The organism is Bacillus sp. JK74, assembly GCF_053663395.1.
In genome coordinates, this window is the sequence record NZ_JBSJQB010000010.1 from 37,718 (window position 1) to 55,288 (window position 17,571).

The 17,571-nt window shown below is 46.5% G+C and carries 18 protein-coding genes and 1 rRNA gene; all 19 read left to right on the forward strand.

What is annotated here, in order from left to right; all coding sequences use genetic code 11:
• Positions 1–66: 66 nt before the first annotated feature.
• On the forward strand, positions 67–804 hold the full coding sequence (locus tag ACWJJ5_RS18980; protein ID WP_004264624.1) for a vWA domain-containing protein: 738 nt from the start codon (positions 67–69) through the stop codon (positions 802–804).
• Positions 770–1,771 (forward strand): protein kinase domain-containing protein, encoded by a 1,002-nt coding sequence (locus tag ACWJJ5_RS18985; protein WP_077721692.1) that lies wholly within the window; start codon positions 770–772, stop codon positions 1,769–1,771. The genes ACWJJ5_RS18980 and ACWJJ5_RS18985 overlap by 35 nt, the downstream gene beginning before the upstream one ends.
• Positions 1,772–1,875: 104 nt before the next feature.
• Entirely contained in the window at positions 1,876–3,294 is a 1,419-nt protein-coding gene (gene tilS / locus ACWJJ5_RS18990; protein WP_025650391.1) for a tRNA lysidine(34) synthetase TilS, read from the forward strand.
• Positions 3,291–3,830 carry a hypoxanthine phosphoribosyltransferase gene (gene hpt, locus ACWJJ5_RS18995; RefSeq protein ID WP_004264611.1) on the forward strand — a complete coding sequence of 180 codons (540 nt, stop codon included), beginning with the start codon at positions 3,291–3,293 and terminating at the stop codon, positions 3,828–3,830. Before tilS ends, hpt begins: the two co-directional genes overlap by 4 nt.
• Before the next feature lie 97 nt (positions 3,831–3,927).
• Positions 3,928–5,847, forward strand: a complete 1,920-nt coding sequence (ftsH, locus tag ACWJJ5_RS19000; RefSeq protein ID WP_004264608.1) for an ATP-dependent zinc metalloprotease FtsH — start codon at positions 3,928–3,930, stop codon at positions 5,845–5,847.
• Between the two features lie 148 nt (positions 5,848–5,995).
• On the forward strand, positions 5,996–6,772 hold the full coding sequence (locus tag ACWJJ5_RS19005; protein ID WP_025650393.1) for a type III pantothenate kinase: 777 nt from the start codon (positions 5,996–5,998) through the stop codon (positions 6,770–6,772).
• A gap of 10 nt (positions 6,773–6,782) precedes the next feature.
• On the forward strand, positions 6,783–7,658 hold the full coding sequence (gene hslO / locus ACWJJ5_RS19010) for an Hsp33 family molecular chaperone HslO (protein ID WP_070081268.1): 876 nt from the start codon (positions 6,783–6,785) through the stop codon (positions 7,656–7,658).
• A gap of 45 nt (positions 7,659–7,703) precedes the next feature.
• Entirely contained in the window at positions 7,704–8,594 is an 891-nt protein-coding gene (locus ACWJJ5_RS19015) for a peptidyl-prolyl cis-trans isomerase (RefSeq protein ID WP_454022615.1), read from the forward strand.
• A 75-nt stretch (positions 8,595–8,669) separates the two neighbouring features.
• Complete coding sequence (gene cysK, locus ACWJJ5_RS19020; protein ID WP_032872203.1) at positions 8,670–9,596, forward strand: cysteine synthase A; 927 nt, start codon at positions 8,670–8,672, stop codon at positions 9,594–9,596.
• A gap of 167 nt (positions 9,597–9,763) precedes the next feature.
• The gene (pabB, locus tag ACWJJ5_RS19025) at positions 9,764–11,185 is read left to right on the forward strand and encodes an aminodeoxychorismate synthase, component I (protein WP_128574746.1); all 1,422 of its coding nucleotides are present in this window, start codon (positions 9,764–9,766) and stop codon (positions 11,183–11,185) included.
• A 6-nt stretch (positions 11,186–11,191) separates the two neighbouring features.
• Positions 11,192–11,779: an aminodeoxychorismate/anthranilate synthase component II gene (pabA, locus tag ACWJJ5_RS19030; protein ID WP_146275992.1), complete on the forward strand. Its 588-nt coding sequence runs from the start codon at positions 11,192–11,194 to the stop codon at positions 11,777–11,779.
• On the forward strand, positions 11,776–12,660 hold the full coding sequence (gene pabC, locus ACWJJ5_RS19035) for an aminodeoxychorismate lyase (RefSeq protein WP_025854072.1): 885 nt from the start codon (positions 11,776–11,778) through the stop codon (positions 12,658–12,660). The genes pabA and pabC overlap by 4 nt, the downstream gene beginning before the upstream one ends.
• Complete coding sequence (gene folP / locus ACWJJ5_RS19040; RefSeq protein ID WP_003150672.1) at positions 12,641–13,498, forward strand: dihydropteroate synthase; 858 nt, start codon at positions 12,641–12,643, stop codon at positions 13,496–13,498. The genes pabC and folP overlap by 20 nt, the downstream gene beginning before the upstream one ends.
• Entirely contained in the window at positions 13,491–13,853 is a 363-nt protein-coding gene (gene folB / locus ACWJJ5_RS19045) for a dihydroneopterin aldolase (RefSeq protein WP_003150671.1), read from the forward strand. Before folP ends, folB begins: the two co-directional genes overlap by 8 nt.
• The gene (gene folK / locus ACWJJ5_RS19050; RefSeq protein ID WP_070081270.1) at positions 13,850–14,353 is read left to right on the forward strand and encodes a 2-amino-4-hydroxy-6-hydroxymethyldihydropteridine diphosphokinase; all 504 of its coding nucleotides are present in this window, start codon (positions 13,850–13,852) and stop codon (positions 14,351–14,353) included. Before folB ends, folK begins: the two co-directional genes overlap by 4 nt.
• Positions 14,305–14,514 (forward strand): helix-turn-helix domain-containing protein, encoded by a 210-nt coding sequence (locus ACWJJ5_RS19055; protein ID WP_003150668.1) that lies wholly within the window; start codon positions 14,305–14,307, stop codon positions 14,512–14,514. The genes folK and ACWJJ5_RS19055 overlap by 49 nt, the downstream gene beginning before the upstream one ends.
• A 21-nt stretch (positions 14,515–14,535) precedes the next feature.
• Positions 14,536–15,537, forward strand: a complete 1,002-nt coding sequence (gene dusB, locus ACWJJ5_RS19060) for a tRNA dihydrouridine synthase DusB (RefSeq protein ID WP_069448496.1) — start codon at positions 14,536–14,538, stop codon at positions 15,535–15,537.
• Between the two features lie 90 nt (positions 15,538–15,627).
• Entirely contained in the window at positions 15,628–17,127 is a 1,500-nt protein-coding gene (gene lysS / locus ACWJJ5_RS19065; RefSeq protein WP_014304211.1) for a lysine--tRNA ligase, read from the forward strand.
• Positions 17,128–17,455: 328 nt separating this feature from the next.
• A 16S ribosomal RNA gene (locus ACWJJ5_RS19070) occupies positions 17,456–17,571 on the forward strand; the annotation flags it as partial.

Here is a 17,571-nt window from a genome sequence, read left to right on the forward strand (position 1 = left end):
CCTTTCGTATAAATCACTTTCCTTCTGGCGAAGATGGGACTAATCGTATCACCGGGAGGAATGTATGTGAATAAGGGACATTTAAATCAAGTTCTGCTGATTACAGATGGCTGCTCCAATCATGGTGAAGACCCGATTGCAATGGCGGCTTTCGCCAAGGAGCAGGGGATTACGGTGAATGTTATAGGGATTATGGAAGAAAATGCGATTGACCAAGAGGCAATGAAGGAAGTTGAAGGCATCGCCATGGCCGGAGGCGGCGTCCATCAAGTTGTGTACGCGTCACAATTGTCTCAGACGGTTCAAATGGTAACGAAAAAAGCAATGACCCAGACGCTGCAAGGTGTCGTCAATCAAGAGCTTAAACAAATCTTAGGGAAAAACGTTGAAATGGAAGAGCTTTCTCCGGAAAAACGCGGCGAAGTGATGGAAGTGGTTGATGAACTCGGAGAAACAGTTCATCTGCAGGTGCTTGTGCTGGTTGATACGAGTGCGAGTATGGCGCCGAAACTGCCGACGGTGAAAGAAGCGCTGATCGATCTTTCCATCAGTTTAAATTCCCGGGCCGGACAAAATGAATTTGCCATGTGTATATTTCCCGGGAAAAGCCAGGAGGTTGAGCTTGTGCTGAATTGGACGCCGAAGCTTGAATCCCTTTCTGCACTCTTTGCGAAGCTGTCGACCGGCGGTATCACCCCTACGGGCCCCGCTATCCGGGAAGCGACGCAGCAGTTTGAGAGAATCCGCTCAAGAAGGAGCATGTTGGCAGATGATGAACGACGCTTTAACGAGTTTGGCATGTAGTCTGGCACCGGGGACGGCAATTCAGGGCAAATGGAACGGCAAATCCTACAGATTGCTCAAACAGCTTGGAAAAGGGGCTAACGGTATTGTATATCTGGCAGAAGCATCAGGCGGACAGGTCGCTTTGAAAATAAGCAGCGACAGTATGTCTGTTACCTCTGAAGTGAATGTCTTAAAATCCTTTTCAAAGGCCCGGTCGCAAACGATGGGGCCTTCTTTTTTTGATGCGGACGATGCGTTTATTCCGCAGCTGAATAAAAATGTCTCTTTTTACGTGATGGAGTACATAGAAGGGCCGCTTCTTCCGCAATATATCAGCAGTAAGGGAGCGGAGTGGATTCCGGTGCTGATGGTGCAGCTTCTTTCCAGCCTGTCAGTCCTTCATCAGCAAGGGTGGGTTTTTGGCGACCTCAAACCGGAAAATCTCATTGTAACCGGACCACCGGCTGCCATTCGCTGTATTGATGTAGGGGGAACGACAAAACAAGGCCGCGCGATTAAAGAGTATACGGAGTTTTACGACAGGGGCTATTGGGGGTATGGAACAAGAAAAGCAGAACCATCCTACGACCTGTTTGCTGTCGCAATGATCATGATCCACTGTGTCCAGAAGAAAGAGTGCAAAAAGTCAGGACAGCCGAAAGAACAGCTTCGTTCTATCATTGAAGGCCACCCGTTTCTGAATAAGTATAAGAAGGTTCTGTTTTCTGCTTTAAACGGCCAATATCCGTCTGCGGAAGCCATGAAGCATGACATCCTGACGGCAGGGCAGAGCGCCGGGAGTAAAAGGAAAGCCGCCGCCAAGCCTAAGCCGCCGCAATCAAAACCGCGGCCGGGCGCTGTATCTCAAACGCGGTATAAACCTAAACAAAAACCCGCAAAGCACAATGGTTTATTTGAAACAACACTTATTTTAATCAGCGTTCTCGCCCTTTATTTCGCTTACATCGTCTTTTTTCTCATCTAATGCCGGCCGGACGCCTGCGCTCATGCTTCTTCTTTGCTTGGAGGGAATGAAAGTGATAGGATATGTATATCTTTAAAAAACCTGCTCATTGTGAGGGGGACATTGTGAAAAGCGTGGAAGATTTTTTCAAAACATATCATCTTCAGGCGGAGGGAGAAACGATTATTGCCGGCGTCTCCGGAGGCCCTGATTCAATGGCGCTTCTCAGTATGCTGAATAAGCACTTCGGGCATTCTTCCGTTATCATAGCGGCGCATGTCGACCATCAGTTCAGGGGTCCTGAATCTGAAGAAGATATGAAGTTTGTGCAGTCATATTGCGAAGCGGAACACATCCTCTGCGAAACGGTACAGATTGATGTTTCTGCATACGCAAAAAAGAATAAGCTGAACAAGCAGGCTGCCGCGCGTGATTGCAGATATCAGTTTTTCGAAGATCTGATGGCAAAACACCAAGCGAAGTTTTTGGCGCTGGCTCATCACGGCGATGACCAGGTTGAGACAATGCTCATGAGGCTTGCGAAAGGTACGCTCGGCGCAGGGCTCGCGGGAATGCAGCCCGTCCGCGAATTTGCATCCGGCTGGCTGATCAGGCCTTTCCTCTATGCGGCAAAGGATGAAATCCTAGAATACTGCCGTCAAGAAGGGCTCAGCTACAGAACGGATGAGAGCAATGCAAAAGACGATTATACAAGAAACAGATTCAGAAAGACCGTGCTTCCTTTTTTAAAACAAGAATCACCTGACGTTCATAAAATGTTTCAAAAGGTGAGTGAAGCACTGACAGAAGACGAACAATACTTGCAGTCATTAACGAAAGAACGAATGAATAAGGTTATTACAAGCAAGTCTGACACATCGGTTGAAGTCGATTCCTCTCAATTGCTTGCCCTTCCGATACCTTTACAAAGAAGAGGAGTTCAACTAATATTAAACTATCTTTATGAAAACGTTCCATCGTCGTTTTCCGCCCGCCACATACAGCAGTTTCTGGAATGGGCGGAAAATGGAAGCGCCTCGGGAGTGCTTGATTTTCCGAAAGGGCTGAAGGTGGTCAAATCATATCAGACATGTTTGTTTACATTTGAACAATGGCAATGTGAAAAGGTTCCCTTTGAGCTGCAGCTGCAAGGAGCGGAAGGCGAGACTGCTGTTCTCCCCAACGGCTTTATGATAGAGGTGGCCGATCAGGCTGACCCTCATATCAAAAATGGGAATGCTGTTTTTATGACAAGCAGAAATAAGGTGCAATTTCCTTTAACAATCCGGACGAGAAAAATCGGCGACCGGATTAAACTTAAAGGGATGAATGGCTCGAAAAAGGTAAAAGATATATTTATTGATCATAAACTGCCTCTGCGGGATCGGGACGAATGGCCGATTGTAACGGATGCGAGCGGTGAAATTATCTGGCTGCCTGGCTTGAAAAAATCCATCTTTGACGATCTTGTGATTTCAAACAGTGACCGCATTGTATTACAATATAGACAGCATGAAAAGTGTAGGGGGCAAGCATTAACATGAAACAGGATATCGAAAAAGTGCTGATCTCAGAAGATGAGATCCAGCAGAAAGTAAAACAGCTTGGAGAACAATTAACAAGCGAGTACAGCGACACGTTTCCGTTGGCAATCGGTGTGTTAAAGGGAGCGCTCCCTTTTATGGCTGATCTTATAAAGCATATTGATACATATTTGGAAATGGACTTCATGGATGTATCAAGCTACGGAAATTCCACGGTTTCTTCCGGAGAAGTCAAAATCATCAAAGATTTGGATACATCTGTAGAAGGCCGGGACATCTTAATCATTGAAGATATTATCGACAGTGGGTTAACCTTGAGCTATCTCGTAGAACTCTTCCGATATCGTAAAGCGAAATCAATTAAGATTGTTACCCTGTTGGATAAACCAAGCGGAAGAAAAGCGGACATTAAAGCAGACTTCGTAGGCTTTGAAGTTCCTGACGCGTTTGTTGTGGGTTACGGACTTGATTATGCCGAGCGCTATCGCAATCTGCCTTACATCGGAGTATTAAAACCGGCGATTTATGAAAGCTGATCGGCTGCCTGCTTCCGAGATGGTTATCGGTTGTATTGGAATGATTTTCTATGGTACTATTGAACATAGTTGTGCTTACTGTGGGAGGAGGTAAGGAATGAATCGGGTCTTCCGTAATACCATTTTTTATTTACTTATTTTATTAGTAGTAATCGGGGTTGTGAGTTACTTCCAGACCTCAAACCCGAAAACAGAAAATATGTCGTACAGTACGTTTATCAAGAACCTCGATGAAGGGAAAGTTGATAGCGTATCGGTTCAGCCTGTCAGAGGTGTTTATGAGGTAAAAGGACAGCTGAAAAAATACGATAAAGACCAGTACTTTTTAACACATGTTCCTGAAGGAAAAGGAGCAGACCAGATATTTGACGCAATTAAAAAGACGGACGTAAAAGTTGATCCCGCACAGGAAACAAGCGGGTGGGTGACGTTCTTAACGACGATCATTCCGTTTGTCATCATCTTTATTCTGTTTTTCTTCCTGCTCAATCAGGCTCAGGGCGGCGGAAGTCGTGTCATGAACTTCGGAAAGAGCAAAGCGAAGCTGTATACGGAAGAAAAGAAACGCGTGAAGTTTAAAGATGTAGCCGGCGCGGATGAGGAGAAGCAGGAGCTCGTTGAGGTTGTTGAGTTTCTGAAAGATCCCCGCAAATTCGCCGAGCTTGGCGCCAGAATCCCTAAAGGCGTGCTGCTGGTCGGACCTCCGGGAACCGGTAAGACATTGCTTGCGAGAGCCTCAGCCGGTGAAGCGGGCGTTCCTTTCTTCAGCATCAGCGGATCTGACTTCGTTGAAATGTTTGTCGGTGTCGGTGCTTCCCGTGTGCGTGATTTATTCGAAAATGCGAAAAAGAATGCGCCTTGCCTGATCTTTATTGATGAGATCGACGCGGTAGGACGACAGCGCGGCGCCGGTCTTGGAGGCGGGCATGATGAACGCGAACAGACGCTGAACCAGCTGCTTGTTGAGATGGACGGTTTCAGTGCGAATGAAGGAATCATTATTATCGCTGCGACAAACCGTGCGGACATTCTTGACCCTGCATTGCTCCGTCCGGGACGTTTTGACCGTCAGATTACGGTAGACCGTCCGGATGTCATCGGCCGTGAAGCCGTATTGCAGGTGCATGCGAGAAACAAACCGCTTGATGAGACGGTGAACTTAAAAGCAATCGCTTCAAGAACACCCGGTTTCTCAGGCGCAGATTTAGAAAACCTTCTTAACGAAGCGGCACTCGTTGCTGCCCGTCAAAACAAGAAGAAAATTGATATGCGCGACATTGATGAAGCAACGGACCGTGTCATTGCGGGTCCTGCGAAGAAGAGCCGTGTCATCTCGAAAAAAGAACGCAATATCGTGGCGTACCACGAGGGCGGTCACACCGTTATCGGACTTGTGCTGGATGAAGCCGATATGGTTCATAAAGTAACGATCGTTCCGAGGGGGCAGGCGGGCGGATACGCGGTCATGCTTCCGAGAGAAGACCGTTACTTCCAGACAAAACCTGAACTTCTCGATAAAATTGTCGGTCTTCTGGGCGGACGTGTTGCGGAGGAAATTATCTTCGGCGAAGTCAGCACGGGGGCTCACAATGACTTCCAGCGGGCAACGAACATTGCCAGAAGAATGGTGACAGAGTTCGGTATGTCAGAAAAACTCGGACCGCTTCAGTTCGGTCAATCTCAAGGCGGTCAAGTATTCCTGGGCCGGGATTTCAACAACGAGCAAAACTACAGTGATCAGATCGCTTACGAAATCGATCAGGAAATTCAGCGCATCATTAAAGAATGTTATGAGCGTGCGAAAACCATCCTGACTGAAAATCGCGATAAGCTTGAATTGATTGCTCAGACATTGCTTGATGTGGAAACATTAGATGCGGAACAAATCAAGCATCTCGTGGATCACGGAAAACTCCCTGAGCGCAATTTCTCAGATGACCATCTTCAAAAAGACGATGTGAAAGTAAACATCCTGTCTAAAACAGAAGACGAAAAGAAAGACGAGCCGAAAGAATAGTTCGCTTTCTGATATGAAAACCGCCGGCGTATACCGGCGGTTTTTTTACTGGTTTCGTTTTGTTTACAAAAGAGCCGCAGATCGTGTATGGTATTGTAGAATGTTGAAAATGTTATGATTAGAAACTATTCAAAAGTGGTGATAGAGGTTGTTACTGGTTATAGATGTGGGGAACACCAACACCGTGATTGGTGTATATCATGATGGGGAATTAGAATATCATTGGCGCATAGAAACGAGCAGGCACAAAACAGAAGACGAATTCGGCATGCTGCTCCGCTCCTTATTTGAACATTCCGGACTGATGTTTGAACAGATTGAAGGGATTATCATCTCATCCGTAGTGCCGCCGATTATGTTCTCTTTAGAAAGAATGTGCACAAAATACTTTCACATCGAGCCGCAGGTTGTCGGCCCGGGAATGAAAACAGGTTTAAATATAAAATATGACAATCCGAAAGAAGTGGGAGCTGACAGAATCGTCAATGCCGTTGCGGCGATTCATCAGTATGGCGGCCCCTTAATTGTTGTTGATTTCGGAACGGCGACGACGTATTGCTACATTGATGAAAACAAACAATATATGGGCGGCGCAATTGCTCCCGGCATTACAATTTCAACGGAAGCGCTGTACTCACGCGCGGCCAAGCTTCCGAGAATTGAAATCGCCCGACCGGACAATATCATCGGCAAAAACACGGTAAGCGCCATGCAGTCCGGCATCCTTTTCGGCTATGTCGGACAAGTTGAAGGCATTGTAAAGCGGATGAAATGGCAGGCCAAACAAGAACCGAAAGTCATTGCGACAGGCGGGCTTGCGTCATTAATCGCAAATGAATCAGACTGTATTGATATTGTTGACCCGTTTCTTACTTTAAAAGGGCTGGAAATCATTTATGAGCGAAATCGCGTGGGTCACGTATAGGAGGTAAACGATGGATTATTTAATTAAAGCAATTGCATATGATGGTAAAGTGCGGGCTTATGCAGCCAGAACGACAGATATGGTAAATGAAGCGCAAAGAAGGCATGACACGTGGCCGACGGCATCAGCCGCAATCGGCCGGACGATGACAGCGTCTCTGATACTCGGAGCGATGCTTAAGGGTGAAGATAAGCTGACAGTCAAAATAGAAGGCGGCGGCCCGATCGGAGCCATTGTCGCAGATGCGAACGCAAAGGGTGAGGTAAGAGCATACGTATCAAACCCGCACGTTCATTTTGACCTCAATGAACAAGGGAAACTGGATGTCAGACGGGCGGTCGGAACTGACGGAACACTCAGTGTCGTAAAAGATTTGGGCTTGCGTGATTATTTTACGGGACAAGTAGAGATTGTCTCGGGTGAACTCGGTGATGACTTCACGTATTACCTTGTTTCTTCTGAACAAGTCCCTTCATCTGTCGGCGTAGGTGTTCTAGTAAATCCTGATAACACGATTCTCGCTGCGGGCGGGTTCATCATTCAGCTTCTTCCGGGGACTGATGAAGAAACCATTTCAACAATTGAAAAGCAATTATCTCAAATCGAACCGATTTCAAAATTGATTCAAAAAGGCCTGGCACCGGAAGAAATCTTAGAAGAAGTTCTGGGTCAAAAACCGGACGTTCTCGAAACAATGCCGGTCAAATTTCACTGTTCTTGTTCAAAAGATCGATTCGAAACGGCCATTTTAGGACTAGGCAAAAAAGAAATACAAGATATGATAGAAGAAGACGGAAAAGCCGAAGCGGTTTGCCATTTTTGTAATGAGAAATATTTATTTACAAAAGAAGAACTGGAAGAGCTTCGTGACGAAACAACCCGCTAGCTCTTTAGCGGGTTGTTCTATTTTATAAAAGGGATGGGGTAGATTTTGAAATCGAGAACACTTTTGACGATTATTGTAGCGGCGCTGTTGGTATGCAGTGTGGCAGTGGCGTATAAGTTAACAAAATCCCAAGCCGCGGGGTCATCTGAAGAATCCATCGCGGCAATCGGTGATAAACATATCACACGGCAGGACTGGATGAAAAAGATGGAAGACGAGTACGGAAAATCAACTCTGGAAGACATGATTAATGCACAAGTAGTGGAAGAACTTGCGAAAAAGAATAAACTCACAGTTTCAAACACCGAATTGGAACGTGAATTTCTTTTAATCAAAGCGGTGAATAATTCATTTTATGAAGACAGCCATATTACCGAAAAAGAATGGAGAGACCAGATCCGCTACAACATTCTTCTTGAAGAACTGCTGACGAAGGACATCGATATATCGGATAAGGAAATGCAATCATTTTATAATAAAAATAAAGAACTGTACCATTTCGATGATTCCTACAGAATCCGGCACATTGTCGTCAAAAACAAGGAAGAGGCGGACAGGGTGCTTGCTGATTTGAAAGGCGGTTCCGGCTTTGAAGCCGTCGCCGCTGAGCGTTCCACGGACAGATACACGTCTCAGTATGGCGGAGACCTCGGCTTTGTGACAGAAAACCAGGAAAATATCCCGCAGGCATATATCACAGAAGCTAAACATCTCAAAGAAGATGAGTGGTCCGCTGAACCGATTAAAGTTTCTTCAGGATATGCCGTCATTCAGCTGAAAGAAAAGCTTAAAGCGAGAACTTTCTCATACAATGAAGTGAAGAGCCAAATCAGACGCCAGATCGCGATGGATCAATTAGGTGACAAGGCGACAGTCAAAACGCTGTGGAAAGAGGCGGGGGTCTCTTGGTTCTACGGGGAAAAAAGAACTAAATGATTGACAAAAAATTTTGAAATTGATAACTTATATTTATAATACCAATAAATTTAGTCGGAAATTGAGGTGTCCAACATGGTGCGTATTGCAAATTCTATTACTGAACTAATCGGAAATACTCCTATTGTGAAATTGAATCGCCTGACGGATGAAAACAGTGCAGATGTATATCTGAAGCTTGAATACATGAATCCGGGCAGCAGCGTAAAAGACCGTATCGGAGCGGCGATGATTGAAGCGGCTGAAAAAGAAGGAAAATTAAAAGCCGGCGACACAATCATTGAACCGACAAGCGGAAATACAGGGATCGGTCTTGCGATGGTGGCAGCGGCTAAAGGTCTCAGAGCCATTCTCGTTATGCCTGATACAATGAGTATGGAACGACGCAATCTGCTGCGCGCATACGGAGCGGAGCTTGTGCTGACTCCCGGCGCAGAAGGAATGAAGGGCGCCATTAAAAAGGCGGAAGAACTTGCGGAGGAAAACGGATACTTTGTGCCTCAGCAATTCAACAATGCGGCAAACCCGGAAATTCACCGTCAAACGACGGGGAAAGAAATCGTAGAACAGTTTGGTGACGACCAGCTTGATGCGTTCGTGGCCGGAATCGGTACCGGCGGAACCATCACGGGAGCGGGCGAAGTGCTGAAAGAAGCATATCCATCCATCAAAATCTATGCGGTAGAGCCGGCGGATTCTCCAGTTCTTTCCGGCGGAAAACCGGGCCCGCATAAAATTCAGGGTATCGGAGCGGGATTTGTCCCTGAAACATTGAATACGGACATCTATGATCAAATCATTCCCGTCAAAAATGAGGATGCATTTGAATATGCCCGTAAAACGGCAAAAGAAGAAGGGATTCTCGGCGGTATTTCTTCCGGAGCGGCCATTTACGCGGCGCTGGAAATCGCGAAAAAACTCGGGAAAGGCAAGAAAGTGCTTGCGATCATCCCTAGTAACGGAGAACGTTACTTAAGCACACCGCTTTATCAGTTTGAATAGAGACATACACACGGCTCCCGGCTGTATCCGGGAGTTTTTTTGTGCCTGAAGTATCGAAAATCCAAAAAACGTTTCGAATTTTATGGTTGGAAGTGAAATTCACTTTTTTCACCAGTATGATTGCTTTAAAATAAAACTACAGTAAAACGAAGCAGAGGATTGATATGATGGCACAACGCAGACCGGCAGGAAGAAAAATACCTTTTACGAAACAAGCATTTTTACAGCGATATGAAAACCTTTCGAAATCGAGAAAACGGCATGTTCTGCTCGAAAGCGCGAGAGGGGGAAGATTCAGTATAGCCGGTCTAGATCCGATTGCGTCCGTCAGAGGGAAAGACGGAATTACAACGATCAAGCATGAGGGAGAAACACTGTTTAAAGAAGGTGACCCGCTGCGGGCCTTTCATGAATGGTTTGGAACGCTCGGAACGGAAACAAACGTTGAGTTTCCGGACTTTCAGGGCGGTGCGATTGGTTTTATCAGTTACGACTATGCCCGATATATTGAGAATTTTAAGATGCTGTCGTTAGATGATCTGGAAACACCCGATATTTACTTTCTTGTTTTTGATGATGTGGCCGTTTATGACCATGAGGAAGAGGCGTTATGGCTCATTACCCATACTGAAGCGGAAGAAGCGGATCTTGCGGAAGAAAAGCTGTCCGGCTTAGAGGACATGTGGTGTTCCCTCCAAACGGCGGACGAGCCTTTTTCACCGCTGAATCGGAATGGGGACGGATCGTACGCCGCTCCGTTCACTGAGGAAGGATTTTCACAGGCTGTAGAACAAATTAAACAATATATCGCGAGCGGCGATGTGTTCCAGGTTAATTTGTCCATCAGGCAGTCTCAGTCTTTATCCGTTCATCCGTATGAGGTGTATAAACACTTGAGAAACGTCAATCCGTCTCCTTACATGGCCTATCTCGAGACACCGGGGTTTCAAGTGATATGCGGGTCGCCGGAGCTATTGGTGACAAAGAAGGGGAAGAAGCTTGAAACGAGACCGATCGCGGGTACGCGTTCAAGAGGAAAAGACGATGCTGAAGACAAGGCTTTGGCTGATGAATTAATTCACAACGAAAAAGAACGTGCGGAACACGTCATGCTTGTTGATCTTGAGCGTAATGACCTCGGGCGCGTATCGCGCTACGGTTCCGTGCGGGTTAACGAGTTTATGGCGATCGAAAAGTATTCCCACGTCATGCATATCGTGTCAAACGTACAGGGAGAGCTGCAGGACGGATATGACGCGACAGACATTATTCATGCGGTGTTCCCGGGGGGCACCATCACGGGAGCGCCCAAAGTGAGAACGATGGAAATTATAGAAGAGCTTGAGCCGACAAGACGGGGGCTTTATACTGGATCTATAGGCTGGTTCGGATTCAACGGAGATTTGCAGTTTAACATTGTGATCCGGACGATCTATGCAGCCGGCGGACATGCTTTTATGCAGTCCGGAGCAGGAGTGGTTATTGATTCGGTTCCGAAGCATGAATACAAGGAATCGTTCAAAAAAGCTTTTGCGATGAAAAAGGCGTTAGAGCTGAGCGAAGAAGAGACAAAAAATCAGATGAGGTGAGCAGAGATGATTTTAATGATTGACAATTATGATTCATTTACGTACAACTTGGTTCAATATTTGGGTGAGCTCGGGGAGGAACTGATCGTCAGACGGAATGACGAGATTACGATTGAGCAGATTGAAGAGCTGGGTCCGGACTTCTTAATGATTTCTCCGGGACCGTGCAGTCCTGATGAAGCGGGGATCAGCCTCGAAGCCATCAAACATTTTGCCGGCAGTATTCCTATTTTCGGCGTATGTCTCGGGCATCAGTCGATTGCGCAAGTATTCGGCGGCGATGTCGTCAGAGCAGAGCGGCTCATGCACGGCAAAACGTCAGAAGTTATGCATGACGGCCAGACGATTTTTAAAGGCCTGCAAAATCCGCTGGTCGCCACCCGGTACCATTCACTTATTGTCAAAGCGGACACGCTGCCGGATTGTTTTACGGTATCCGCTCAAACCAAAGAAGGAGAAATTATGGCAATCCGCCATAATGAGCTGCCTGTTGAAGGTGTTCAGTTCCATCCGGAATCCATCATGACCTCCTTCGGCAAAGAGATGCTCAGAAACTTTATAGAGACACACCGCAAAAAGGAAGTGTCGGTGTGATTATATATTTGAATGGTCAATATATAGAGGAGAAAGAAGCGGCGCTTTCTCCTTTTGACCATGGTTATCTGTACGGGATCGGCGCGTTCGAAACGTTCAGGCTTTACAGCGGCCGGCCGTTTCTGCCGGATGCGCATGTCGCCAGACTCAACAGGGCGCTTCGGGATCTGCAGATTGCATATGAGGTGAACAAACAGGAGCTGCTTGATATGCTTCGGAGACTGTTGCTCCTCAATGACATAAAGGACGGCAGCGCGCGTGTCCGGCTTAACATCTCGGCAGGCGTCAGCGATAAGGGATTTGCCGCGCAGACTTATGAAAAGCCGACCGTTCTTTGTTTCGTCAACCGGCTCAATCCGGAAACTCTGCCTGTTCAAAAAGAAGGCAGGCTTCTCTCTGTCCGGAGAAATACGCCTGAAGGATCTTTCCGGTTAAAATCCCATCACTATTTAAACAACATGTACGCTAAACGGGAGATCGGGAATGATCCCAATCTTGAAGGGATTTTCCTGACCGGAGAAGGAGATGTCGCGGAAGGCATTGTCTCCAACGTGTTTTGGCGAAAAGGAGACAAGGTCTTTACGCCATCTTTGGATACGGGAATTCTCGACGGTGTAACAAGACAGTTTGTCATTGATGAATTGAAACGGCAGGGGACAGAAGTCACCGAAGGCCGATTCCGTTTTCAATCAATGCTTGAAGCGGATGAAGCATGGTTGACAAACTCCGTGCTTGAAATCATCCCGTTTTCTAAAATAGAGGAAGTGCCGCTGCCCGGAATGAGCGGAAAAACGGTGCAATTGCTCCGTAAGCAGTATCAGCAGGAAATAAACAAAATGAATGTACAGGAGGAGGAACAAAATGGCGCAGCAAACAATTGAACAGCCTAAACTGATTCATACAAAAAAAGGCGCTCTGTCCTATAAAGAGAAGACGCTCGTTATGGGGATATTAAATGTAACGCCAGACTCCTTCTCTGACGGCGGCAAATACGACAGTACGGAAAGGGCGCTTCTGCATGCGGCGAAGATGGCTGAAGAAGGGGCGCATATCATAGATATCGGCGGCGAATCGACAAGGCCCGGCGCATCACTCGTTTCGGCTGATGAGGAAATGTCACGAGTCATCCCCGTCATAGAACGGATCACAAGCGAGCTGGACATTCCGCTTTCAATCGATACGTACAAAGCGTCCGTGGCAGACGAAGCGGTCAAAGCGGGAGCCTCTATCCTTAATGACATCTGGGGGGCGAAAGGTGACCCTGACATGGCGTCAGTAGCCGCCGCACACGGAGTTCCGATTATCTTAATGCATAATCGTATGGAAAGAAACTATAACGATCTTATTCCTGATATGCTTGCAGACTTGATGGAAAGCGTAAAAATTGCCGCAGAAGCCGGTGTCACAGATGAAAATATGATTCTGGATCCGGGGATCGGCTTTGCGAAAAACTATGAGGACAATCTGGCTGTCATGAACAAGCTGGAGGTGTTCAGCGGGTTAGGGTATCCGCTGCTCCTGGCGACATCGAGAAAAAGGTTCATCGGCCGTGTGCTTGACCTTCCCCCTGAAGAACGTGCCGAGGGAACGGGAGCGACAGTATGCCTTGGCGTCCAAAAAGGCTGCGACATTGTGAGGGTGCACGATGTCAAAGAGATCGCAAGAATGACTAAGATGATGGATGCTATGCTGAACAAAGGAGGCGCACATTATGGATAAAGTATATGTGGAAGGTATGGAGTTTTACGGATATCACGGCGTGTTCGAAGAAGAAAACAAACTCGGCCAGCGCTTCAAAGTAGACCTGACTGCCGAACTGGATTTGAGCAAAGCGGGAAAAACGGATGATCTTTCTTATACCATTAACTATGCGGAATTGTACAGTGTCTGCCGCGGCATCGTTGAGGGCGAGCCCGTTAATTTGGTCGAGACCCTTGCGGAACGGATCGCAGACACCGTCCTTGAGAAATTTGAGCCGGTGCAGCAATGTACGGTAAAGGTTGTTAAGCCTGACCCGCCGATTCCCGGCCATTATAAATCAGTAGCCATAGAAATGACGAGAAAGAAATCATGAACAATACGGCATATATCGGCCTCGGTTCCAATATGGGCGACCGTGAACATTATTTGCGCCAGGCAGTGGCCATGCTCAGCCGGCATGATGGCGTGACGGTGTCAAAGGTATCCTCTATATATGAAACAGATCCCGTCGGTTACGAGGATCAGGATCAGTTTCTCAATATGGCGGTTGAAGTGAAAACGTCGTTATCTCCTTTTGAACTTCTAGATGTAACGCAGAGCATTGAAGCTGAATTAGGCAGAACGAGAGAGATTCGCTGGGGACCGCGGACGGCAGACCTTGACATTTTGCTGTATAATCGTGAAAATATTGAAACAGAGCGGCTGATTGTTCCGCATCCGAGAATGTATGAGCGCTTATTTGTCCTTGCGCCGTTAAAAGAAATATGTCCGCAGGCGGATCATATCACGATAAGCGCTGAAACAAACCAAGAAGGTGTAAGAGTATGGAAGCAGAAATCTGGGGTAGGCGAATTCGTGCATTCAGAAAGCTGAAAGGTTATACTCAAGAAGGATTTGCAAAAGCATTAGGTATATCAGTTTCTATTGTCGGTGAAATTGAACGCGGAAACCGATTGCCGTCAGATGCCATCATTCAAGATGCGGCAGATGTTTTAAATATAAGTGCGGACGAATTGGCCCCGCCTGAAAAATAGACAAATGAAAGGAGGGGAAAAATGTTTAAAATCGGTGATATTCAATTGAAAAACCGGGTTGTGCTTGCCCCTATGGCCGGTGTCTGCAACTCAGCGTTCAGATTGACTGTAAAGGAATTCGGAGCCGGATTAGTATGCGCTGAAATGGTCAGTGACAAAGCGATTCTTTACAACAACGCAAGAACAATGGGGATGCTTTACATTGATGAACGTGAAAAACCGCTCAGCCTTCAGATTTTTGGAGGGAAAAAGGAAACCCTTGTGGAAGCGGCGAAGTTTGTAGATCAAAACACGACTGCTGATATTATTGATATTAACATGGGATGTCCCGTACCAAAGATTACAAAATGTGATGCGGGCGCCAAATGGCTTCTCGATCCTGATAAGATTTATGAAATGGTATCCGCAGTAGTAGATGCTGTTGATAAGCCGGTTACAGTGAAGATGAGAATGGGTTGGGACGAAGATCACATTTATGCCGTGAAAAACGCCCAAGCCGTTGAATGTGCCGGCGGAAAAGCCGTTGCCCTTCACGGCCGCACAAGAGTGCAAATGTATGAAGGCACTGCGAACTGGGATATCATTAAAGAAGTGAAGCAATCCGTCTCCATTCCCGTCATCGGAAACGGTGATGTCAAAACGCCTCAGGACGCGAAACGCATGCTTGAGGAAACAGGAGTTGACGGCGTCATGATCGGCCGGGCCGCACTCGGCAACCCGTGGATGATTTACCGTACGGTGCAGTACCTTGAAACCGGTGAGTTAAAAGACGAGCCGAAAGTCCGTGAAAAAATGTCGGTATGCAAACTGCACTTAGACCGCCTGATTAAGTTAAAAGGCGAAAATGTGGCAGTCAGAGAAATGAGAAAACACGCTGCCTGGTATCTGAAAGGTGTCAGAGGCAATGCGAATGTACGCAATGAAATTAACCAATGTGAGACGCGTGAAGAATTTGTGCAGCTTTTAGATGCATTTACCGCCGAAGCAGAGGCAAAAGAGCTTCAAGATGCAAAAGTAGGTTAATAATACACCCTCTATTGCTGCTCACTGCCAGCTTACCGCTGGCAGTTTTTCTGCTTTTTCGTGAAATCAAAATGTAACGGAGTGATACCAATGAGTCAAGAAGAGCAAAATCATGAGGAATTGAACGACCAGCTGCAAGTCAGACGAGATAAAATGAACCAACTGAGAGAAAACGGCATTGACCCTTTCGGCGAACGTTTCGAGAGAACGCATCAATCTCAACAGATCATAGAAGCCTACCAGGAGCTTTCTAAAGAAGAACTGGAAGAAAAAGCGATCGAAGTGACCATTGCAGGCCGTATGATGACAAAGCGCGGAAAAGGGAAAGCCGGCTTTGCGCATCTGCAGGACTTAGAAGGTCAAATTCAAATTTACGTAAGAAAAGACAGTGTCGGCGAAGAACAATATGAAATCTTTAAATCTTCAGACCTCGGAGACGTTATCGGCATCACGGGGAAAGTTTTCAAAACAAACGTAGGCGAGCTTTCTGTCAAAGCGACATCTTTTGAACTGCTGACAAAAGCACTGCGTCCTCTTCCTGATAAATATCATGGGTTAAAAGACGTTGAACAGCGTTACCGCCAGCGCTATCTCGATCTCATCGTAAACCCTGACAGCAAACAAACGTTTATCACACGCAGCAAAATCATCCAAGCGATGAGAAGGTACTTAGATGACCATGGATACTTAGAAGTTGAAACACCTACGATGCACAGCATACCGGGAGGAGCGTCTGCACGCCCGTTCATCACGCACCATAACGCGCTCGACATGCCGCTTTATATGCGTATTGCGATTGAACTGCACCTGAAACGCCTGATTGTCGGCGGATTGGAAAAAGTCTACGAAATCGGCCGCGTGTTCCGTAACGAAGGTGTTTCTACACGCCATAACCCTGAATTCACGATGATCGAGCTGTATGAAGCGTACGCCGATTATAAAGATATTATGAGTCTTACGGAAAACCTCGTAGCACATATTGCGCAGGAAGTGCTTGGAAGCACCACAATCCAGTACGGCGAAGAGCAGATTGATCTGAAACCTGAGTGGAAACGACTCCACATGGTAGATGCGGTCAAAGAAGCGACAGGCGTAGATTTCTGGAATGAGATGACTGTTGAAGAAGCGCGCGGTCATGCAAAAGAGCATGGTATCGAGATCACAAACTCAATGACGGTGGGTCATATCATCAATGAATTCTTCGAACAAAAAATTGAAGAAACACTCATTCAGCCTACATTTATTTACGGCCACCCTGTAGAGATTTCTCCTCTTGCTAAGAAAAATCCGGAGGACCCTCGCTTTACAGACCGTTTTGAGCTGTTTATCGTCGGCCGTGAGCACGCTAATGCGTTTACGGAGCTGAATGACCCTATTGACCAGAGGGAACGCTTTGAAGCGCAATTAAAAGAAAGAGAAGAAGGAAACGATGAAGCGCATATGATGGATGAAGACTTCGTTGAAGCTCTTGAATACGGCATGCCGCCGACCGGGGGATTGGGTATCGGTATCGACCGCCTTGTCATGCTGTTAACAAATGCTCCGTCTATCAGAGACGTTTTATTATTCCCTCAAATGAGACAACGCTAATAAAAGGGAAGGCGCCGTTTCTGCTTATCGCAGTCCGGCGCTTTTTTAGAAACAAGCCGCTCGTAAAACTTTTTTGATTTTCTTTTAAAAAACTATTGCACTATTATTTGTGAGGTGGTATATTATTATTCGTTGCCGCTAAACAAGGCGCTGACGAAAAAGGAAATTCAAAAAAGTTGTTGACTTCAAGAGATTGATAAGATATAATAATAAAGTCGCTTGAACGAAAGACAAAATGATCTTTGAAAACTAAACAAGACAAAACGCACCTGTTAATTCAAAGTTTTAAATAAATCGCACAGCAATGTGCGTAGTCAGTCAAACTACTTTATCGGAGAGTTTGATCCTGGCTCAGGACGAACGCTGGCGGCGTGCCTAATACATGCAAGTCGAGCGGACAGATGGGAGCTTGCTCCCTGATGTTAGCGGCGGACGGGTGAGTAA